Genomic DNA, 19,373 nt, shown 5'->3' on the forward strand with positions numbered 1-19,373 from the left:
ATGTCGCCAACGCACCCGTTCGACGCCGCCATCCAACTCGACGTCATCGACGACAACACCTTTCGCGGCAGGACAGATCCCGAGTGGGACTCAATGGTGGGCCCGTTTGGCGGGATCACGGTCGCTGCCTTGCTGCGCGCCGTCGCATCACACCCGGCCCGCATCGGGGACCCGGTGGCACTGACCGTGAACTTCGCGGCGCCGATCGCGAAGGGAGACTTCGATATCTCGCTTCGCGCTGCTCGCACCAATCACACCAACCAGCACTGGATCGCCGAGCTCCGCCAGGACGGCGACATCAAGACAACCGCCACCGCGCTGTTCGGAGTTCACCGCGACACCTGGGCGGACACCGAAGCTCGCCCGCCCAGCGCACCGCCTCCGGAACAGCTCGCTCGCGACAGCGTCCAGCAAGACTTCGTCGGCTGGGCACGCCTGTACGACTTGCGGTTCGTCGAGGGAGCATTTCCCGGCGAAGGCGCACAACGCAGTTCGGCAGCGACGACGACTATGTGGATGCGCGACCGAGCACGGCGCCGGATCGACTACCCGGCGCTGGCGACGTTGTGCGATATCTTCTGCCCGCGCGCATTCCTGCGCTGTGGTGGACCCATTCCCGCCGGGACTATCTCGCTGACAAGCTACTTCCACGCCGATCAGGCCGCGTTGGATGCGCTCGGCGATGGCTTTGTGCTGGGGACCGCCCACGCCAACCGCTTCTTCGGCGGCTACTTCGACCAGAGTGCACAGCTGTGGACCCGCGACGGTGTCCTGCTGGCCAGCTCGCATCAGATCGTCTACTTCAAAGGCGATGCGTGCAAGCCTCGAGAGGAAGACCATGTCCGCCAACGCAGTTGAGTGCACCGGCAACCGCGACGGATTACTTCGCCTGACAATGCGGGCCGACGCCGCGATCAGCGGCTTCTTCGGCATGGCCGGCCTGGCTGGCTGGATCCCCGAGTTCTCCGGAGCGACAAAGGCTTTCGGGTATGGCGCCGACTCGTTCTTTGTCGCCTACGGCTTCATTGTGTGGCGTCTGGCCGGAGTGAGGTCCGTACGTCGTGCCGGCATCGGCGTTGTCGTCGCCAATCTCGTCTACACCGCGGCAGCCGTCGTCCTCGTTCTCGGACAGATCCTTGCGCTGACCGACTCTGGGGTGACTTTCGCGATAGTGTCCGCCGTCTACACATTGGTGTTCGCTGGACTGCAATACGTTGGCTCGCTTCGCATCAAGAGCTCGCGATGATGCCGGCCTCGCGTGGTGCCATGGCGGCGGCGGCCATCCCCAGCGGTGCGCTCCGGCGCTGCGGCGGCAATGCAGTACCGAAGACCCGCCGATCGCCGTTGTTCTATCTCCGGCAGGTCAGACCGAGCGACGGCCCAGCATTGATTCGCATGCATGAACGCTGCAGCCGTGCAACACGATATTCCAGATGGCTGGCGCCGAGCTCGGTCTTCCCGGACGCATACCTACGGTCGATGTCGGCATGCGGTCCCGAACACATCGCGATCGTGGCAGTGTGTAGCGGCCGGCCGTCGCGCATCGTCGGATTAGCCAGTGCCGCAGCGGATTCAGGTGGTGAGCGCGAGCTCGGCTTTCTGATTGAGGATGACTACCAGGGGCTAGGGATCGGCAGGGTGATGCTCAACGCGCTGATGAATCTGATCGGACCGGACGAAGGCCTGCACGTATCCGTGCTGTTCGAGAATCAGTGGCTGATCGGCAAGCTTGCGCGATTCGGGACGGTCGTGACCCAGCTGGACAACGGCATCATCGACGCGCGGGTGACCAGAACGCCACGCCGACCGCGGGACCCGTAAAAGGGTGAAAGAAGGGAGATCTAAGGTGGCGTATGACTATGCCATTTCCTCGGAGTGGCTGACCACCACAGGTCGACCACATCGAGGTCGCTCTCGGATCAACGTTTATCCAATCGTCGAAACCAAAGAGGCCCGCTACAGCGACATGGACGTCAACGGCCACCTCAACCATTTGGCGTTGGAAGCACTGCACGAAGACGCGAGGGCGCGGATCAACCAGAAGTACGTCCCTGGCACCTATGACCCGACAAATCGGGTCCTACGACTGGTGACCTCCCAGAACGTCGTGCATTTCTTGGGCGAGGTGCATTGGCCGGCAACGGTCGAGGTAGGAATCGGAATTGGCGGTATCGGGCGCACGTCCGTCGTCGTGTCATCGGGAATCTTCCTAGCGGGCAGATGCGTCAGCGTCTGCGATATGACCCTCGTCTTGGTGGGAGACGGTGGTCCAGTCAACTTCCCCGACGATAATCGCGAAGTGATGCGAAAGTTGCTGCTGCGCTGCGCATAAACAAGGAGGCCAACATGACACAAGCCGACCACTACGAGCAGTTTCTAGCCTTACATCATCAATCCGAAGCCTTTGTGATGCCCAACGCGTGGGACGGGCTGTCGGCACTGATCCTCAAGCAAGCCGGTTTCCCAGCACTGGGCACGTCGTCGGCGGCGTTGGCCGCAGCGTTGGGTCGCCCGGACGGACGCCACGAGGTTACCGTCGCCGAGCATTTGACGCACGCGAAGTTGCTCATCGAGGTTGGTCGCCTGCCTGTCAATGGTGACTTCGAGGACGGTTACGGCGCGACCCCTGAGGACGTGGCCGCGACCGTGCGCGCCGCCATAGATACTGGGCTGGCCGGGATCGGTGTTGAGGACACCTCCGGCGATCCCGCTCATCCGATCCGTGATTTCGATGACGCGGTCGCACGGGTTCGGGCAGCCGCTGAGGCAGGGCGTGGCCGCATAGTCCTTACCGGGCGCACTGACAATTTCCTACAGGGCCGCAACGATCTTGACGACACCATCCGTCGGCTCACCGCGTTTGCGGAGGCCGGAGCGGATGTGCTGTACGCCCCGTACCCGCCGGACATGGCCGCACTCGACGCGATCGTTAAGGCGGTCGCTCCGAAGCCGGTAAATATCGTGATGGGTACCAAGACCGAGCGGCCCACGGTGACACAGCTATCGGCGGCCGGGGTCAAGCGCATCAGCACCGGGTCAGCGCTTTACAACCACGCCGCCGCGGCGGTGCAGGCGGCGGCGACGGCATTGACTCGAGGCGACCTTGCCGGTGCGATGAGCGGGATGCCGACGCGCGACGTCGCCGCCCTCCTCGCGAGCGACTAGCGCTGCTCGAATTGGATTGACGCGAGCGTAACCACACTGCGAAAACTCGGGGGAGAATTCGCAGTGTGGTTACGCTCGCGAACCGTTTACGTCCGGGCGCGGCGCCAGCCTTGGTATTGCAGCTCGGCGAAGAACAGCGTGTAGACGCCGGATCCCAAGGTGACGACCACACCGGTGGCGGTCAATGGGAAGGCCTCGGCGAGCACCAGAACGACGGAGGCGACGGTGAAGAGCAGGTTGCCGATCACGACGGCCATCCCGGCGCGGCGCACCGACGGCAGCGAGGCCAGCCAAAGCACCAGCACGCCGTAACCGATCAAGAACGCGGCCATGCCGTACTCGAACGCCTTCGTGGTGCCGGATGCCGTGGCGAGGTAGCCGGCCAACGGGACGCCGGCGAGGCCGACCAGGCCGCTGATGGCGGCGTCGGCGCGCATCGCGAGGCGAAGCAGTCCGTCGCGGGTGCCTTTGCGGTCAAGAGTGGTGGCGGACATGGGGTTCCCTTCTGGTTGGGTGATACCGATGCCACCGACGTTGCTCGCAAAGCACTGCCAGATCGACGCCAGGCGCTGCCAAGTACTGCCAACCGCAGGTCAGCGTGGTGTGGCCGCTGCTGTGGCCTAGCGCTCGTAGGTGCCGGTCAGTGTGCCGCGAGCCAGTACGTGCCCGGACATCGCGGCCAGCAGGGCCTTGGCCGAGGCGATGCTCTCCGGAATCGCGACGTCGATCGCGAACACATGGAAGCGGTAGTGGTGCGGCCCGTGACCGGGAATCGGTCGTGGGCCGGCATAGCCGCGATGCCCGAGATCCGCACGGATGAACCGGATCCCCGCCGTCCCCGGCTGCAGCGCGCCCGCCGCGACCCGGTCAACCGTCGGGTCGATCACCGCGACGGTGTGTAGCAGTGGGCGGGGGAGCGGGACATCGACGTCGTCGACGATCAGCACCGTCTGCCGGGTCGCGGGCGGCAGCCCGTCCCAGCGCAGGTGCGGCGAGTTGTTGTCGCCCACGCCCTTTCCCGCACTGGACGACGGCATCGCCGCACCGTCGGTGAACGCCGCGCTGGTGACCGTGATGGATTCTGGCGCGTCAAAGCCGCTGCCGGATAGCGGGCCTCGCTGTGCACCGGCGCGCACGCCGCGCAACAACCTGCCCAGCAGCGCTATCACGCTCCGCTTCCGGCGCCGCGCATGGCGACCGCGCTGGAGCGCAGCAGGTCGCCTAGTTCGGCGGGTAGATAGCCCTGCGCCGCGAGCCGGGGCATGACGCCTCCGCTTTCGATGATCTCGAGGATCAGGTCGGGCAGTCTGGGAACCGTCCCGTACTCTCCGGTGCTGTCATTGCGCCAGCTGCCTTCGGACAGGTTGAAGGTGCCGGTCTCGCCCTCGCTGAACGCGGTGGTGGCGTTGGGCACGGTGATCGCGGGCAGCCCGGCGTTCACGGCGTTGCGGAAAAACAGCGAGTTGAATTCCTCGGCGACCAACCCGGCGACGCCGAGTTCAACGAACAAGGATGCGACCGGGCGCGAGGAGCCGACACCGAAGTTCCTGCCGCCCAGCACAATATCGCCCGGCGAAACCTGATCGGTCCAACCCGGCCGGACCTCGTAGAAGATGTGCTTGGCCGCTTCGGGAGGATCCATTTTCATCGCGAAGGCGGGATACATCGCGTCGGTGTTGAGGTTGTCGCCGAACACCCAGACCTTGCCGGAGAAGCTTATCGTCATGCCGCCACACTCCTCGGGTCGGTGATGTACCCGGTGATCGCCGACGCGGCAACGGTCGCCGGTGAAGCCATGAAGATCTCGGCCTCGGTGCTGCCCATGCGGCCGGTGAAATTGCGCGTGCTGGACGTGATGCACACCTCGCCGGGCCCGATGACGCCCATGTGGTAGCCGAAGCAGGCGCCGCACGTCGAATTGGTGACGACGCCACCCGCATCGGCGATGTCCTGCAGGTAACCCAGCCGCATGGCCTGGCGGTACACCGCCTGCGAGGCCGGCGTGACCAGCAGCCGCACCCCCGGAGCAATGGTCTTGCCGCGCAACACCTGTGCGGCGATCTCGAGGTCCTCGAGTTGACCGTTCGCGCACGACCCGATGAACGCCTGGTCCACCTTCTGCCTGCCTAACTGCGAGACGGGCAACCCATTGCGGCTCACGGTGCCCGGCCGCGCCACATAGGGTTCCAGGGCGGACAGGTCGATGTGCCGCACCTCGTGGTAGGCCGCGTCGGGATCCGGTGCCGCCGCGGCATATCCGGTGACACCGGCGTCGTCGAGGAATCGGGCGAGCACGTCGTCGGCTTCGAAGGTGCTGAAGTCGGCCGACACCTCGGCGCCCTGAGTCGCGATGGTGCGCCGGTCATGCATCGGTATGCCGGCCAGGCCGGGCCCGCCGAATTCCAGGTTGAGATTGGCGGCGTCGCCGTACTTGTCGGCGATGTGCAGGAAGATGTCCTTGCCGCTCACCGTGTTCGGCTTGACGCCCTCGAGCTCGTAGCGCACCGTCGGCGCAACCTGAAACCATGTGGTGCCGGTGCACATGATCGAGTAGATCTCGGCGGGACCCAACCCGCGAGCAGCGGTGTTGTAGGCACCGGCGGCACAGGTGTGAGAGTCGGTGCAGGCCAGGATCTCTCCCGGCCGGGCCAGGCCGTTCTCGGCGATGACCTGATGGCAGATGCCGTGCCGGCCGACATCGTAGAAGCGCTCGATACCGAAGTCGGCCACGAACTTGCGGGCATGCGGGCCGCCGGCGGCATCCTTGATGGTCGGCGCGGGCACGGCGTGGTCCATCACGACCGCCAGCTTGTCGGGGTCGTGAATCCGGTTGGGCTGGATCCACATGGTGGCGAACTGCAGATCGATCAGCACGGTCATGTCGACGTCGACGACCACGGTGTCGCCCGGTGACACGGCCTCCAGCCCTGCTCTGCGCGCGAAGATCTTTTCGATGATGGTCATGCCCATGAGGCGTCCTTACTTGCGTGCCTGGCGTCGAGCTCCAGCCATTCGGCCATGCCGACCAGGTTGAAGAAGTCGGCGGGGCTGGTGGGCAGATGAGCGGCGACGTCGGTGCCGTTCAGCTGGCAAAGGCTTTGCAGCATACCGAATGTCGCTTGCATCAGCAGGTTGCTCGGGTGGATCGCGATCGCGTAACCCAACTCCTGCAGGCGGGAGGCCGACTCCAGCGGGGTCAGGCCGCCCAGCACCAGATTGATCAGCAGGGGACCGTCGACCTCGCGAGCGATGCGCTCGATCTCCCGCTCGTTCTGCGGCGCCTCGACGAAGATGATGTCCGCGCCCGCCTCGGCGTATCGATTCGCTCGCTCGATCGCGGCGTCCAGCCCGAGCGGGGCGCGGGCGTCGGTGCGGGCCACGACGAGCAGGTTGTCGTCGGATCTGGCGTCCAGCGCGGCCGACAGCGTCTGTTCGAACACCGTGGCATCGACGACCTGCTTGTCCGGCAGATGGCCGCAACGCTTGGGAAACACCTGGTCTTCCAACTGAATTGCGGCCACCCCGGCCGATCCGTAGGCGCGCACCGTGCGCACCACGTTCATCGGTGCGCCGTAGCCGGTGTCGGCGTCGGCGATCAACGGAATGTCGCCCAATGCGCCGGTGATCGTGCGGACCCGGTCGGCCATCTCGGTCGCGGTGACCAATCCGATGTCGGGCAGGCCGAATCCCGACGCCGCGACGCCCGCGCCGGTCATGTACGCCGCGACGTGCCCGGTGCGTTTGGTCAGCTGTGCGGAGATGCCGTCGAAAACCCCTGGCGCGACGATGAGTTCGCGCTTGTCCAACAGTTCGCGCAGACGTTGCCGGGCCGGTGTGCTGGGCATGGTCATCCTTTCAGTCCAGGGCGCCCGCGACGGGCGCGGCGAGCAGATCGGTGAGATCCCTGATGTCATCGAGGTTTTCCAGCCCGACCACCGCGCGCTCGATCGCGTCAGCGCGGCCCCGGTTGGTCACCCGATCGGCTAGGGAGTGAAACTTCGCGGCGAGTTCGTCGTTGGTGACCGGGTCGGTGGGCGCGCCGTGCGGCAGGTCGACGCGCGCACGGTGTACCGCGCCGTCCCGCATGGTCACCGTGACATCGGTGCGAAACCGCTCGGTGATCGGCGCGTTGGTCAACGACTCGTCCAGGTGCACCGAAGTGTTGGCGATCAGCGCCCAGATGTCGTCGGAGTCCAGCCGGGCTGCGGTGAACTGCTCGGGCAGCACGTTGCCGTCCAGCAGTGCCGCGGCGGTGGCGTAGCCGATATTCATCTGAGCGCCGATCGGCGTTAGGGGGCGCTGCGGATCCCACCAGCCGTGCTTGTAGACGGTCTCGCCGACGGTGATCTCGATTTTCGAGATGTCTCCGGGTGCAACCGAATTTCGCAATTGCCGGGCCGCGTCGATCGCCCCATGCAGGCCGCCCATCGCGGCGTAGGACTTGACCATGATGAACGTGGTCTCCCAGCGCTGACCGAGCTGGCCGGTCAGCAGCGCGGCGTCGGGGTCGTGGCCTTCCCCGAAAACGCTGAGGAATCCACCATATTCACGCTCGAACACCCGCTTGATGCCGGTACAGCCGGCGGCGGCAAGCCCGGCCGCATAGAAGCCGTTGCGGGCGGCGAGGCCGTGGTGCATGCGCTTGCTCATCGCCTCGTACTGCGCGGCCATCAGCCCCGCCGACTGGGTGCCGGCCAAACCGAGTGCGTCCTCGAGCTGCGCCGGCGACAGGCCGCGCAACTTGCCCGACGCCATCGCCGCCGAGTGCGTGCCGAAGACCGAGCCCGAGTGCCAGCCACGGTCCAGCATCTGGGTTCCGTGCAACGTGTACCCGACGCGCGGACCCACCTCGAACCCGGCGATCGCCGCGACCAGGAGTTCGGCACCCGTCGTCGGATGCTGTCGCGCCGAGGCCGTCGAGAGCAATGCCGGGATGAGCAGCGAGCAGCTGTGCAGCGGCGCCAGGGGATGGAAGTCGTCGAGCTCGAAGCCCTGAATGAAGGTGCCGTTGAGCACCGCGGCCGCGGGTGCCCCGGTGGTGTGACCGGTGCCGATCACCACGCAGTCACCGGGACCCTCCAGCCCTAGAACCGCGCCGGTGGCGACGCGTGACCAGGGCAATTGGGCACCGACCAGGGCGCAGCCCAGCCCGTCGAGCAGGAGATATCTCGCCCGCTCGGCCAGGTCCGGCGGGACGTCGTCGAGTGTGAGGCCGGCGACCCAGGTGGCCAGCCGCCCGGTCGGGCCCGCCGGGTCGGTGGCGGCTTGCTGCGGCACCGCGGTCATCGGATCCCCCTGCCTAAATCAGTTGTTATATACATATAACAACTGAACGACGGGCGCAAGGAAAACGGTGTGGGAGCATGACGACCATGCAGGGGGCCAATGCCGAAAGCGGCCCGGTATCCGCCGGCGCCGGGGTGCCGCTGCACCGGCAACTCTTTTTGGTGCTGCACGACGAGATCGACCGTGGCGTGCTGGCTCCCGGCGACGCGTTGCCCACCGAGCAGACGCTCTGCGACCAGTTCGGCGTTTCGCGGATCACGGTGCGTCGCGCGCTGGCCGACCTGGCCGACCAGGGATACATTGAGCGCCGGCACGGCATCGGTTCGTTCGTGCGCGAGCACGGGCCGGCCGATCTGCCGGTGGCGGGCGGTTCCTACATGGACGGGCTACGGCAGGCACAGTTCGAGACCGAGGTCGACGTGCTCGAACTCGACTCGCGCCGGCCTCCGCGGCCCGTCGCCGACGCGCTCGAGACGTCCGGCGAGCTGCTGCACATCGTGCGGGTGCGGCGCCAGCGCCGAACCGGTGAGCCGTTGATGGTCACCGAGGCCTGGCTGCCAAACGAGTTGGCGGACAAGCTGACCGAGTCGGCGTTGCGGCGCGAACCGCTATATGAGCTGTTGTCGGATGTCGGGATCGTGGTGGAGCGGATGCGCCACGAGATCACCGCAGAGATCGCGGGCCCGCGCCACGCCCGCCTACTCGACACGGCAATCGGCGCCGCGTTGCTGCGCGTCAACCGCCTCGCGTTCGTGGCGGACCGGCCGCACCACTACCTGTCGATTCTGTTGTCGCCGAGCCGCAGTCGGGTTTTGATGAGCCAGTCGGCGGCCGAACTGGAAACCGGCGATGGTTTGGCGATCGCCCACGACGTGCGCCGGGACTCGCGCTAACGCATCAGTCCGACACCCGGGACGAAGCGGCCGACGCTCGCCGCATAGGCCCGATACGCATCGCCGTGGGCTCGCAACAGGTGTGGCTCCTCCACACGCCGCACCTGCAGTTCGACGGTGGCGATAAGCAGGATGAAGCCGGCGCAACCAACAAGATTCGGTGTCACCAGTGCGATCCCGAAGCCGAACGCGAACATCGCGGTGTAGATCGGGTTGCGCACCTGCCCGAACACGCCGGTGCGCACCAGTGTGGTGGTCTCCCGTTCGTCCACCCCGATCCGCCACGAATCACCCATCGCGAGTTGCGCGTACACCGTCGCCGCGATGCCGGCCACCGCGATCGCAATCCCGGCGACCTGGATCCAGGCGAAGCTCAACGCGGCCAGCGGGGCAACGACGTTGCATAGCTGCAGGATTGGCGCGCTCACCGCGACCAGCAGCGCGAACACGAAGCCGCCGCCGGCTAGCCAATGTATTGGCCCGCCTTTAACCCGGCGAAATCCGGTGGACCCGGTGCGGCGGTACTGCAGCCAACTGCGCCAACCGAATCCGAGCACCCCGAAAATAGCGAAGAGCACCAGGGCGACGGCGGCGGCGATCATTGCGCGGGGTCGGGCACGGCCGCGTCGATGGCGTCGGAATCCGGTGCGCAGTCACCGGCCCCGGGCACCAGCGTCGACAACGCCGCCGCGGTGCAGGCGCGCTGCAGGGCGGTCAATCGCTGCGCCCGCGAATCCGGGTCGCGTGGCCAGTTCGCGGCCAGCACTCCGGCGAAAACGTCGCCGGCACCGGTGGTGTCTACCGCGTTGACCGTGGGTGCGGGCACCCAGAGCTCGTCGTCGGGACTGACGTAGCGGGCGCCGCGGGAACCAAGGGTGGTCACCAAATGAGCCGGACGCCAGGGCAGTTCCGCGGTTTCGGCTTCGTTGGCAATCACCACGTCCGCGAGCTCCGCCAGTTCGGCCAGCGCGCTTCGCTGCTGGTGGCTCGGTGAGGCGTTGACGATGACGACCGCTCCGGCCGTTTTGGCTGCGCGTGCCGCCGCCACCGCGGTAGCGATCGGAATCTCCAACTGGGTCAACAACACATCGCAGTCGGCGACCGCGCGGGAGGCCGCGGTGTTCATGGCCAGCTGCCCGTTGGCGCCCGGTGCCACCACGATGGTGTTCTCGGCGCCGGCATCCACCACGATGATCGCCGTACCGCTGGGGCCGGGCACTGTCACGGTCGCGTCCAGCCCAACGCCGTTGGCCACCAGATGCGCCCGCAACTCTTCGGCCGCCGCGTCGTCGCCGACCGAGCCGATGAATTGCACCCGTGCACCCGCCCGGGCCGCGGCCACGGCCTGGTTGCCACCCTTGCCGCCGGGTGCATGGCTCAACGACGACGCGAGCACCGTCTCGCCCGGGCGGGGAAGGGTGTCGACGTCGCAGGTGATGTCCATGTTGACGCTGCCGACCACACAGACCCGAGCCATCTCGACAACGTTAGTACCGTGCGGCTTGCCTTTTGCATGCGTCGCATGGCTCAAACGCCAATTTTGTGATGTCCGCGCGCTAATGTGCTGCGTGAGCAGCGCCTATTTGGGAAGGAGGAAGCGAGTGACTTCGAGTGAGCTGGCCGACGGCAAATCGGCCACCGAATCCGTCCCGGCCGAAGAGGCGACGACTCCAGAGGGTGGGTCGCACCGGATTCGCAGGTTTCGCCGTCGGCGATTGGTGCGGGTGGGCATCCAGTCCAAGCTGTTGATGACGCTCTTGATCTGCAGCGTCTTTTCGGTGGCGGTCGTTGGCCTCATCGGGGCCCTCACCGGCCGCAGCGCGCTGCGGCAAGTCGAGGCCGAGCGGCTGATCGAATTGCGCGAGTCGCAGAACCGGCAATTGGACGCGCTGTTCAAGCAAATGACGAATTCGCTCGTGGTCTATAGCGGCGGGTTCAGCGTTGTTCAGGCGATGGAGGCGTTCACCGCCGGCTTCAATCAGCTGGGCAACGCAACGATCAGTCCCGCTCAGCAGCAGTCGCTCGTCAACTACTACGACAACCAGATGATCAAACCGATCAAACGGATCACCGGTGAAACGATCGATATCAACGCGGTGATGCCGAGTTCCAACGCCCAGAAGTACCTTCAGGCGAACTACACCGCGCCACCCAGGCCCAGCGCCGACGGGCTACCCGTCGCGGATGCGGGCGACGGCAGTGCGTGGTCGGCGGCCAACGCCCGATTCGACTTCTACATGCGCGGAATCGTCACCCGCTTCGACTACCGTGACGTGCTGTTGCTCGACAACGAAGGCAATGTCGTCTACTCCGTGGCCAAGGGCCCCGACCTCGGCACCAATGTCTTCACCGGCCCGTATCGCGAATCCAATCTGCGCGATGCATTCCAAAAGGCGTTGCGTTCCAACGACGTCGACTTCGTCTGGATTACCGACTTCCAGACGTATCAACCGGCACTGGACGCCCCGACCGGTTGGGTGGTCTCGCCGATCGGCATGAACGGCAAGATCCAGGGCGTCATGGCCTGGCCGCTGCCGACTCCGAAGATCAACCGGATCATGACCGCCGACAAGCAGTGGGAAGCCGCCGGCATGGGCCCCTCGACCGAGTCGTATCTGGTGGGCCCGGACGGCTTGATGCGGTCCGATTCTCGGCAATTCCTCGAGGACCCGGAGCAATATCGCAAGGACGCCATCGCGGCCGGAACTGCGCCCGACGTCGTGAACAGGGCGATCCAGTTGGGCACCACGATCCTCGTACAGCCGGCCCCAACCGCGGGTTTTCGTGCCTCCCAACGCGGGCAGACCGGAACCGTCACCGCCACCGACTACACGGGCAACAGTGAGATGGAGGCCTACGCCCCGGTGGTGGTGCCGAACTCCGATCTGCATTGGTCGATTCTGGTGACGCGCGACGACTCCGACGCGTTTGCGCGGCTGGGCAGATTCAGCCAAACGCTGGTGGTCGGTGTGGCGTCGATGATCTTCGTCGTGTGTGTCGCCTCGATGGTGCTTGCCCAGATCATGCTGCGGCCGGTGCGGCGGCTACAGGCCGGTACCCAGAAGATCAGTTCCGGCGACTACGAAGTCAACATCCCGGTACGGTCGCGCGACGAAATCGGTGACCTCACTCAGGCTTTCAACGAGATGAGCCGGAATCTGGCGATCAAGGACGAGCTGCTCAATGAGCAGCGCAAGGAAAACGACCGGCTATTGCTGGCGCTGATGCCGGAGTCGGTGGCCCAACGGTATCGCGAGGGCCAGGAAACCATCGCGCAAAAGCACCAGGACGTGGCCATCATATTCGCCGATATCGCTGGCCTGGACGAGATTTCGATCGATCTGTCCGGCAACGAATTGGTGGGAATCGTCGACGAACTGTTCCGGCAGTTCGATGCGGCCGCCGAAGCCCTTGGCGTCGAACGGATTCGCACGTTCCACAACGGCTACCTTGCCAGCTGCGGGGTTGTCACGCCGCGACTGGACAGCATTTACCGAAGCATTGACTTCGCGCTGGAGATGCGTCAGATCATCGAGCGGTTCAACAGTCAAACTTCACACGAGCTGAAGCTGCGGGTCGGCATCAACACCGGCAACGTGATCAGCGGACTGGTGGGACGATCAAGTCTGGTCTATGACATGTGGGGTGGTGCGGTCAGCCTGGCCTACCAAATGCACAGCGGCACACCGCAGCCCGGTATCTACGTCACCTCGAGCGTGTACGAGGCGATGCGGGATGTCCGGCAATTCACGCCGGCCGGCACCATCTCGGTCGGCGGAACGGATCAGCCGATCTATCGGTTGTCGGAGCGGTAATGAACGCATTCCACTCGGCGTGGTTCTACTGGGCAATAGCCGTAGCGATCGGATTTCCGGTCACGCTGATCCTGCTTACCGAGCTGCACCACACGCTGACTCGCCGGAACAATCGGCTGTCCCGGCAGGTCAGCCTGCTGCGGAACTTTTTGCTGCCGCTGGGCGCGCTGTTGCTGCTACTGGTCAATGCCGCACAGATCCCGGCCGGAGACGCCCCGGTGCGCATCCTGTCCACACTGTTCGGCTTCCTGGTGTTGGTCATGTTGCTGTCCGGGCTCAACGCGACCGTGTTCGAGGGTGCACCCCAAGACAGCTGGCGCAAACGGCTCCCCACGATTTTCCTCGACGTCGCCCGATTCGCACTGATCGGCGCCGGCCTGGCCGTCATCTTGTCCGTAATTTGGGGTGTGCGGGTCGGCGGGTTGTTCACCGCGCTGGGCGTGACGTCGGTCGTGCTCGGTTTGATGCTGCAGAATTCGGTCGGCCAGATCGTGTCCGGGCTGTTCATGTTGTTCGAGCAGCCGTTCCGCATCGACGATTGGCTCGACGCGTCCAACGAGCGTGGGCGGGTCGTCGAGGTGAACTGGCGGGCAGTACACATCCAAACCGGCAGCGGGATACGGGTCATGCCGAACTCGATGTTGGCCAGCACCTCGTTCACGAATCTCAGCCGCCCGCCCGGCACCCACAAGCTGTCGATCAAGACGACATTCGCGGCCGCGGACCCGCCCGACCGAGTCTGCGCGATGTTGACGCGGGTCGCCTCCGAACTGCCGCAACTCAAGGCCGGCAGCATTCCCCGTTCGGTGCCGGTCGGCAACGGCGAGTACTCCACCAGCATCGGGCTGAACTCGCCCGCCGAGGATGGCGGCGCGCGATCAACCTTTCTGCGCTGGATCTGGTATGCCGCCCGGCGGGAAGAACTGCACCTCGATGACGCCGACGACGACTACTCGACCAGGGAACGGGTCGAAGATGCGTTGCGGTCCGTGGTGGCGCCCGCGCTGCGGCTCAGCGTCGCCGATCAGCAGGCGCTGCACTCCTCGGCGCGAATCGTCCTCTACGGCGCCGACGAAATCGTCGAATACGCAGGGCAGGTGCCGGTGGGGATGACATTCGTGATCGCCGGGCGGGTGCAGATGATGGCGACGGCCGAGGACGGGGCGGTCGTGCCGATCAGCACGCTGGAGGCGGGCTCATTCCTGGGCCTGACCGCGCTTACCCGGCAACCGAACCTCGCGAGCGCATACGCGTTGGAAGAAGTCACCGCCTTGATCATCGATCGCGACCACCTCGAGCATCTCGTGATGCGTGAACCGTTGCTGCTACAGGACTTTGGCAACATCCTGGAAGAGCGGCAGAGCAAAGTGCGGCAAGCCGAGCGTGGTGAGCGCGTCGGGTGACCCGGGCCGCTACCCAGGCCGCCTTACCCGACCGGCTCAGGCCCGTTACCCTGGATCAATGAGTCTGCAAGCGCCATCGCGTCCTGACTTGCGTCAGGAGGTCCACAACGCCGCCCGTCGCGCCCGCGCCGCGTCCCGCGTGCTGGCGTTGTTGCCGACGGTGGCCAAGGACCAGGCGCTGCAGTCCGCGGCCGAGGCGATCACCGCCAACACCCGGCAGATCCTGGTTGCCAACGCCGAAGATCTGAAGGCCGCGCGGGTCGCTGGGACCCCCGACGCGATGCTCGACCGGTTGGCGTTGGACCCCAAGCGGGTGGAGGGAATCGCCGCTGGTCTGCGCCAGGTTGCCGGGCTTCCGGACCCGGTTGGCGAGGTGCTGCGCGGCTACACGTTGCCCAATGGGCTGCAATTGCGTCAGCAGCGGGTTCCGCTCGGCGTCGTGGGCATGATCTACGAGGGCCGGCCCAATGTCACCGTCGACGCTTTCGGGTTGGCGCTCAAGTCCGGCAATGCCGTGCTGCTGCGTGGTAGTTCGTCGGCGGCGCGATCCAATCAGGCGCTGGTCGAGGCGCTGCGGGTGTCACTGGCCAGCGAGGATCTACCTGCCGACGCGGTCCAGCTGCTGTCGTCCGACGACCGGTCCACGGTCACGCACCTAATTCAGGCGCGCGGCCTGGTCGATGTGGTGATCCCGCGTGGGGGAGCCAGTCTGATCGACGCGGTGGTCCGCGACGCCCAGGTACCCACCATCGAGACCGGGGTCGGCAACTGTCACGTCTACGTGGACGGCGGCGCAGACCTGGATGTGGCAGAACGGGTTCTGCTGAACTCCAAGACCCGGCGGCCCAGCGTGTGCAATGCGGCCGAGACGCTGTTGGTGGACGCCGCGATTGCGGCGGACGCGGTGCCGCGGCTGGTGGGGGCCTTGCAAGACGCCGGTGTGACCGTGCACCTCGACCCGGACGAGGACAACTTGCGCCGCGAGTACCTCTCGATGGACATCGCGGTGGCGGTCGTCGATGGCGTCGACGCCGCGATCGCCCACATCAACGAATACGGAACCGGGCACACCGAGGCCATCGTGACCACCAATATGGCTGCGGCCCAACGATTTTCCGACGGTGTCGATGCGGCCGCGGTGATGGTCAACGCGTCGACGTCGTTTACCGACGGCGAGCAATTCGGTTTCGGCGCCGAGATCGGCATCTCGACGCAGAAGCTGCACGCCCGCGGTCCGATGGGCCTGCCCGAACTGACCTCGACCAAATGGATTGCGTGGGGTGATGGCCAGGTTCGTCCTGCCTGACCCCGATCTACCAAAAGTCTTTTAGGAGAACCTGATTGTGAGCGTGCCCGCCCGGCCCACCCCGCTGTTCGCGGACATCAGCGACGTCTCGCGGCGATTGGCCGAGACCGGTTATCTGCCCGACACGGCCACCGCGACGGCGGTGTTTCTCGCCGACCGGCTCGGCAAGCCGCTGCTGGTCGAGGGTCCCGCCGGCGTGGGCAAGACCGAGCTGGCGCGCGCCATCGCGCAGGCCACCGGCTCGGGTCTGGTTCGGCTGCAGTGCTACGAGGGTGTCGACGAGGCTCGCGCCCTGTACGAGTGGAACCACGCCAAGCAGATCCTGCGCATCCAGGCCGGCTCGGGCGATTGGGACCAGACCAAGGATGACGTGTTCAGCGAGGAGTTCCTGCTGCAGCGCCCGCTGTTGACCGCGATCCGGCGCACCGAGCCGACGGTGCTGCTGATCGACGAGACCGACAAGGCCGACATCGAAATCGAGGGCCTGCTTCTCGAAGTGCTCTCCGACTTCGCTGTGACAGTCCCCGAGCTGGGTACGATCACCGCCGAGCGCACGCCGCTCGTCGTGCTGACCTCCAATGCCACCCGCGAGCTGTCCGAGGCGCTCAAGCGTCGCTGCCTGTTCCTGCACATCGACTTCCCCACGCCCGATCTGGAACGGCGCATCCTGTTGTCCCGGGTCCCCGAGTTGCCCGCGCATCTGGCCGAGGAGTTGGTGCGCATCATCGGCGTCATGCGCGGCATGCAGCTGAAGAAGGTGCCGTCGATCGCCGAGACCATCGACTGGGGCCGTACTCTGCTGGCGCTGGGCCTGGACACCATTGACGACGCGGTCGTCGCCCAGACGCTTGGCGTGGTCCTCAAACACCAATCCGATCAGCAACGCGCGGCCGGGGAACTGAGGCTGAACTAATGCCCCCGCGCCGCGTCCGCCCCACCAGGCCACTCGCCCCGTACGGGTTGCCGGGCCATCTGGTGGGATTCGTGGAAGCGCTTCGCGGAAGCGGGATTTCGGTGGGCCCGTCGGAGACGGTGGACGCCGGCCGGGTGATGGCCACCCTCGGCCTCAGTGATCGCGAAGTGCTGCGCGAAGGCATCGCGTGCGCGGTGCTGCGCCAGCCCGACCACCGCGACACCTACGACGCGATGTTCGACTTGTGGTTCCCCGCGGCGATGGGTGCGCGCGCCGTCGTCGTCGACGACGACGGCGGGGCCGGCCAAGACAGCGACGCCCTGCCCGCCGACGATGTCGACGCGATGCGGCAGATGCTGCTGGATCTGCTGACCCAGAACGAGGATCTGGCCGACATGGACGAACGACTCGTCGCGATGATCGCGCGGATCGTGGAGGCCTACGGCAAATACAGTTCCAGCCGCGGTCCGTCATTCTCGTCGTATCAGGCGCTCAAGGCGATGGCGCTGGACGAGCTGGAGGGCAAGCTGCTTGCCGGACTGCTCGCCCCCTACGGCGACGAGCCGACACCTACCCAAGAGCAGATCGCCAAAGCACTTGCCGCTCAGCGGATAACCCAACTGCGTAAGATGGTCGACGCCGAGACCAAGCGGCGCACCGCCGAGCAGCTCGGCCGCGATCACGTCCAGATGTACGGCATCCCGCAGCTTGCCGAGAACGTCGAGTTTCTGCGGGCTTCGGGTGACCAGCTGCGCCAGATGCAGCGAACCGTAGCGCCACTGGCCCGCACGCTGGCGACCCGGCTGGCCGCCCGTCGGCGTCGCAGCCGCGCCGGGACCATCGATCTGCGCAAGACGCTGCGCAAATCGATGTCGACCGGGGGTGTGCCGATCGACGTGGTGCTGGCCAAACCCCGTCCGGCGCGCCCCGAACTGGTCGTGCTGTGCGACGTGTCCGGTTCGGTGGCCGGGTTCAGCCACTTCACCCTGCTGCTGGTACACGCACTGCGCCAACAGTTCTCACGCGTGCGGGTGTTCGCCTTCATCGACACCACCGACGAGGTGACTCACATGTTCGGGCCGGAATGCGACCTGGCCGTGGCGATCCAGCGAATCACCCGCGAAGCCGGCGTCTACAGCCGCGACGGCCACTCCGATTACGGCAATGCGTTCGTCTCGTTCCTGCAGGCCAATCCGAATGCGTTGTCGCCGCGCAGCTCGCTGTTGGTACTCGGGGACGGGCGCACCAACTACCGCGACCCGGCCATCGACGTGCTGTCCGACATGGTGACCGCCGCGCGGCACGCACACTGGCTGAACCCCGAGCCCAGACACCTGTGGGGCAGCGGCGATTCGGCGGTTCCGCGCTACGAAGAAGTGATCACCATGCACGAATGCCGCTCCGCCAAGCAGCTCGCCACGGTGATCGACCAACTGCTGCCGGTGTGATCACGGCTTCTTCCGGTAGACGAGCCAGCGCATCTCGATCGGGCTCATCTCACGAACGATCGGAAACGCGTTGACGCCGCCGATCCAATCCGGGTACCAACGCGTGGGCGGCCACGCGCCGGGCGGCAGGTGCGCCTTCTCGTAGTCGTATACCGCGTCGTCAGCGATCAGCTCGAAGGGCAATCCGGCTGCCGCGGAGTCGATCTCGTCTTGCGTGAAGACGCCGGTGTGAAAATGCTGGCCGAACTCGCGCGCGGCCTGGTCCAGCGCGTGCTCGTGGTCGGCCAGAAACGTGTTGAACACCAGGCGTGCACCCGGGGCCAGGCAGTGACCGGCGAGTTCGAAGAGGCCGCGCAGCTGTTGTGTCGAAACGAAATCGGACACCACTTCGGAAAGCAGGATCAGCCGATAGTCGCGTCGGAGCTCATCCATTGTGGAGAAGACGTCGCCCACGATGACGCGCACGTCGACGGATTGTGCTGCGGCATCGGAGCGAATCACGTCGGCGAACTCTTGGGTCAACTCGACCGCGTCGACCGGGTGTCCGCGTCGCGCCAGGGCCAGCGCATTGCGCCCGATTCCAGCCCCGATGTCGAGTACCGGGTGCGCGGCGGGATCGGTGGCCTCGTGGGCCAGCGTCCACACCCGGGCGTCGGGCCGCTTGCCGAACAGCGATGGCCCGGGGCGGGTGAGCCAGCGCGCGTAGTAGCGCTGCAGGGTCTGCGGGTGAGCGGTGATCTGAGACTGCACCGGCCGGCCGCGGAAAGCCGCGAACACGACCCGCACGATCGACCGCGTCGACGCCGCGTGGGCCTCGGCCAACCGTCGCCTGAGCCGTCGCCTGACCCGGGCCCGTTCTTCGTCGGACAGCTCTCTGCCCAGCTTCGCGCAGAGGCCCACGCACACCGTCAGGTATTCGTCGATCAGGCCCGGAACCGCCGGCAGGTCGACCGTTGCGGCGATGTCCCCGATTGTCGCGGCGTCGAGCAGTTGCTGGACGATCGACTCCTTGAGCACCTGCGGCGGCGCTGGCGCCGGTTCGGCCGGCGAACTGTCCACAGAGTCCTTCTACACGATCGGGCGGCGACCGGGGCCGGCCCGGTCGCGGTCGCGGCGACTGCCCGGCTCGAGCGGCCCGGTAAGC

The 19,373-nt window shown here is 66.1% G+C and carries 20 protein-coding genes; 11 read left to right on the forward strand and 9 right to left on the reverse strand.

Features of this window, described 5'->3' with window-relative positions; translation table 11 throughout:
• The 5 genes from G6N55_RS26070 to G6N55_RS26090 are packed head-to-tail and all read left to right on the forward strand — an operon-like array spanning position 1 to position 3,165.
• Positions 1-858, forward strand: coding sequence for an acyl-CoA thioesterase (locus G6N55_RS26070; RefSeq protein WP_085220718.1), 858 nt, complete (start codon positions 1-3; stop codon positions 856-858).
• On the forward strand, positions 839-1,246 hold the full coding sequence (locus G6N55_RS26075) for a hypothetical protein (protein ID WP_085220717.1): 408 nt from the start codon (positions 839-841) through the stop codon (positions 1,244-1,246). Before G6N55_RS26070 ends, G6N55_RS26075 begins: the two co-directional genes overlap by 20 nt.
• Before the next feature lie 20 nt (positions 1,247-1,266).
• Positions 1,267-1,821 (forward strand): GNAT family N-acetyltransferase, encoded by a 555-nt coding sequence (locus tag G6N55_RS26080; protein WP_139826703.1) that lies wholly within the window; start codon positions 1,267-1,269, stop codon positions 1,819-1,821.
• Positions 1,822-1,846: 25 nt separating this feature from the next.
• Positions 1,847-2,332 carry a hotdog family protein gene (locus tag G6N55_RS26085; RefSeq protein ID WP_232078835.1) on the forward strand — a complete coding sequence of 162 codons (486 nt, stop codon included), beginning with the start codon at positions 1,847-1,849 and terminating at the stop codon, positions 2,330-2,332.
• A 14-nt stretch (positions 2,333-2,346) separates the two neighbouring features.
• Complete coding sequence (locus G6N55_RS26090) at positions 2,347-3,165, forward strand: isocitrate lyase/PEP mutase family protein (protein ID WP_085220715.1); 819 nt, start codon at positions 2,347-2,349, stop codon at positions 3,163-3,165.
• An 86-nt stretch (positions 3,166-3,251) separates the two neighbouring features.
• Here G6N55_RS26090 and G6N55_RS26095 read toward each other — a convergent pair whose 3' ends face one another.
• The 6 genes from G6N55_RS26095 to G6N55_RS26120 all read right to left on the reverse strand — a co-directional run bounded on the left by G6N55_RS26095 (position 3,252) and on the right by G6N55_RS26120 (position 8,451).
• Positions 3,252-3,659, reverse strand: a complete 408-nt coding sequence (locus G6N55_RS26095) for a hypothetical protein (protein WP_085220714.1) — start codon at positions 3,657-3,659, stop codon at positions 3,252-3,254.
• Positions 3,660-3,785: 126 nt separating this feature from the next.
• The gene (locus G6N55_RS26100; RefSeq protein ID WP_232078836.1) at positions 3,786-4,334 is read right to left on the reverse strand and encodes a YbhB/YbcL family Raf kinase inhibitor-like protein; all 549 of its coding nucleotides are present in this window, start codon (positions 4,332-4,334) and stop codon (positions 3,786-3,788) included.
• Entirely contained in the window at positions 4,331-4,891 is a 561-nt protein-coding gene (locus G6N55_RS26105) for a LeuD/DmdB family oxidoreductase small subunit (RefSeq protein ID WP_085220713.1), read from the reverse strand. The genes G6N55_RS26100 and G6N55_RS26105 overlap by 4 nt, the downstream gene beginning before the upstream one ends.
• Entirely contained in the window at positions 4,888-6,135 is a 1,248-nt protein-coding gene (locus tag G6N55_RS26110; protein ID WP_085220712.1) for a 3-isopropylmalate dehydratase large subunit, read from the reverse strand. The genes G6N55_RS26105 and G6N55_RS26110 overlap by 4 nt, the downstream gene beginning before the upstream one ends.
• Entirely contained in the window at positions 6,126-7,010 is an 885-nt protein-coding gene (locus tag G6N55_RS26115) for an isocitrate lyase/PEP mutase family protein (RefSeq protein ID WP_085221215.1), read from the reverse strand. Before G6N55_RS26115 ends, G6N55_RS26110 begins: the two co-directional genes overlap by 10 nt.
• A 10-nt stretch (positions 7,011-7,020) precedes the next feature.
• The gene (locus G6N55_RS26120) at positions 7,021-8,451 is read right to left on the reverse strand and encodes an MmgE/PrpD family protein (protein ID WP_085220711.1); all 1,431 of its coding nucleotides are present in this window, start codon (positions 8,449-8,451) and stop codon (positions 7,021-7,023) included.
• A 77-nt stretch (positions 8,452-8,528) separates the two neighbouring features.
• Between G6N55_RS26120 and G6N55_RS26125 the strand changes: the two genes are divergently transcribed.
• Positions 8,529-9,344 (forward strand): GntR family transcriptional regulator, encoded by an 816-nt coding sequence (locus G6N55_RS26125; protein WP_085220710.1) that lies wholly within the window; start codon positions 8,529-8,531, stop codon positions 9,342-9,344.
• Here G6N55_RS26125 and G6N55_RS26130 read toward each other — a convergent pair.
• Both G6N55_RS26130 and G6N55_RS26135 read right to left on the reverse strand, forming a co-directional pair.
• Positions 9,341-9,946 (reverse strand): methyltransferase family protein, encoded by a 606-nt coding sequence (locus G6N55_RS26130; RefSeq protein ID WP_085220709.1) that lies wholly within the window; start codon positions 9,944-9,946, stop codon positions 9,341-9,343. The genes G6N55_RS26125 and G6N55_RS26130 overlap by 4 nt on opposite strands.
• Complete coding sequence (locus G6N55_RS26135) at positions 9,943-10,821, reverse strand: ribokinase (protein WP_085220708.1); 879 nt, start codon at positions 10,819-10,821, stop codon at positions 9,943-9,945. Before G6N55_RS26135 ends, G6N55_RS26130 begins: the two co-directional genes overlap by 4 nt.
• 124 nt (positions 10,822-10,945) lie before the next feature.
• Here G6N55_RS26135 and G6N55_RS26140 point away from each other — a divergent pair, with 124 nt between their 5' ends.
• Genes G6N55_RS26140 through G6N55_RS26160 form a run of 5 tightly spaced genes read left to right on the forward strand, consistent with a single transcriptional unit; the run spans position 10,946 to position 18,229 of the window.
• Positions 10,946-13,159: an adenylate/guanylate cyclase domain-containing protein gene (locus G6N55_RS26140; RefSeq protein WP_085220707.1), complete on the forward strand. Its 2,214-nt coding sequence runs from the start codon at positions 10,946-10,948 to the stop codon at positions 13,157-13,159.
• Positions 13,159-14,562 (forward strand): mechanosensitive ion channel domain-containing protein, encoded by a 1,404-nt coding sequence (locus G6N55_RS26145; protein ID WP_085220706.1) that lies wholly within the window; start codon positions 13,159-13,161, stop codon positions 14,560-14,562. The genes G6N55_RS26140 and G6N55_RS26145 overlap by 1 nt, the downstream gene beginning before the upstream one ends.
• A gap of 58 nt (positions 14,563-14,620) precedes the next feature.
• Positions 14,621-15,868: a glutamate-5-semialdehyde dehydrogenase gene (locus G6N55_RS26150; RefSeq protein ID WP_085220705.1), complete on the forward strand. Its 1,248-nt coding sequence runs from the start codon at positions 14,621-14,623 to the stop codon at positions 15,866-15,868.
• A gap of 37 nt (positions 15,869-15,905) precedes the next feature.
• On the forward strand, positions 15,906-16,781 hold the full coding sequence (locus G6N55_RS26155) for an AAA family ATPase (RefSeq protein ID WP_085220704.1): 876 nt from the start codon (positions 15,906-15,908) through the stop codon (positions 16,779-16,781).
• The gene (locus tag G6N55_RS26160; RefSeq protein WP_085220703.1) at positions 16,781-18,229 is read left to right on the forward strand and encodes a vWA domain-containing protein; all 1,449 of its coding nucleotides are present in this window, start codon (positions 16,781-16,783) and stop codon (positions 18,227-18,229) included. The genes G6N55_RS26155 and G6N55_RS26160 overlap by 1 nt, the downstream gene beginning before the upstream one ends.
• Here the strand turns inward: G6N55_RS26160 and G6N55_RS26165 are convergent, their stop codons facing one another.
• Positions 18,230-19,288 (reverse strand): class I SAM-dependent methyltransferase, encoded by a 1,059-nt coding sequence (locus G6N55_RS26165; protein ID WP_085220702.1) that lies wholly within the window; start codon positions 19,286-19,288, stop codon positions 18,230-18,232.
• Positions 19,289-19,373 lie beyond the last annotated feature (85 nt).

Origin of the sequence: Mycobacterium florentinum (genome assembly GCF_010730355.1) — a bacterium.
GTDB classification, from domain to species: domain Bacteria; phylum Actinomycetota; class Actinomycetes; order Mycobacteriales; family Mycobacteriaceae; genus Mycobacterium; species Mycobacterium florentinum.

What these genes read in the sequence shown, in the direction of transcription:
- G6N55_RS26110 (WP_085220712.1), bottom strand. Translation starts at nt 6,135, where the DNA reads ATGGGCATGACCATCATCGAAAAGATCTTCGCGCGCAGAGCAGGGCTG.
- G6N55_RS26150 (WP_085220705.1), top strand. Translation starts at nt 14,621, where the DNA reads ATGAGTCTGCAAGCGCCATCGCGTCCTGACTTGCGTCAGGAGGTCCAC.
- G6N55_RS26135 (WP_085220708.1), bottom strand. Translation starts at nt 10,821, where the DNA reads ATGGCTCGGGTCTGTGTGGTCGGCAGCGTCAACATGGACATCACCTGC.
- G6N55_RS26130 (WP_085220709.1), bottom strand. Translation starts at nt 9,946, where the DNA reads ATGATCGCCGCCGCCGTCGCCCTGGTGCTCTTCGCTATTTTCGGGGTG.
- G6N55_RS26090 (WP_085220715.1), top strand. Translation starts at nt 2,347, where the DNA reads ATGACACAAGCCGACCACTACGAGCAGTTTCTAGCCTTACATCATCAA.
- G6N55_RS26160 (WP_085220703.1), top strand. Translation starts at nt 16,781, where the DNA reads ATGCCCCCGCGCCGCGTCCGCCCCACCAGGCCACTCGCCCCGTACGGG.
- G6N55_RS26120 (WP_085220711.1), bottom strand. Translation starts at nt 8,451, where the DNA reads ATGACCGCGGTGCCGCAGCAAGCCGCCACCGACCCGGCGGGCCCGACC.
- G6N55_RS26125 (WP_085220710.1), top strand. Translation starts at nt 8,529, where the DNA reads ATGACGACCATGCAGGGGGCCAATGCCGAAAGCGGCCCGGTATCCGCC.
- G6N55_RS26080 (WP_139826703.1), top strand. Translation starts at nt 1,267, where the DNA reads ATGGCGGCGGCGGCCATCCCCAGCGGTGCGCTCCGGCGCTGCGGCGGC.
- G6N55_RS26070 (WP_085220718.1), top strand. Translation starts at nt 1, where the DNA reads ATGTCGCCAACGCACCCGTTCGACGCCGCCATCCAACTCGACGTCATC.
- G6N55_RS26145 (WP_085220706.1), top strand. Translation starts at nt 13,159, where the DNA reads ATGAACGCATTCCACTCGGCGTGGTTCTACTGGGCAATAGCCGTAGCG.
- G6N55_RS26095 (WP_085220714.1), bottom strand. Translation starts at nt 3,659, where the DNA reads ATGTCCGCCACCACTCTTGACCGCAAAGGCACCCGCGACGGACTGCTT.
- G6N55_RS26105 (WP_085220713.1), bottom strand. Translation starts at nt 4,891, where the DNA reads ATGACGATAAGCTTCTCCGGCAAGGTCTGGGTGTTCGGCGACAACCTC.
- G6N55_RS26115 (WP_085221215.1), bottom strand. Translation starts at nt 7,010, where the DNA reads ATGCCCAGCACACCGGCCCGGCAACGTCTGCGCGAACTGTTGGACAAG.
- G6N55_RS26075 (WP_085220717.1), top strand. Translation starts at nt 839, where the DNA reads ATGTCCGCCAACGCAGTTGAGTGCACCGGCAACCGCGACGGATTACTT.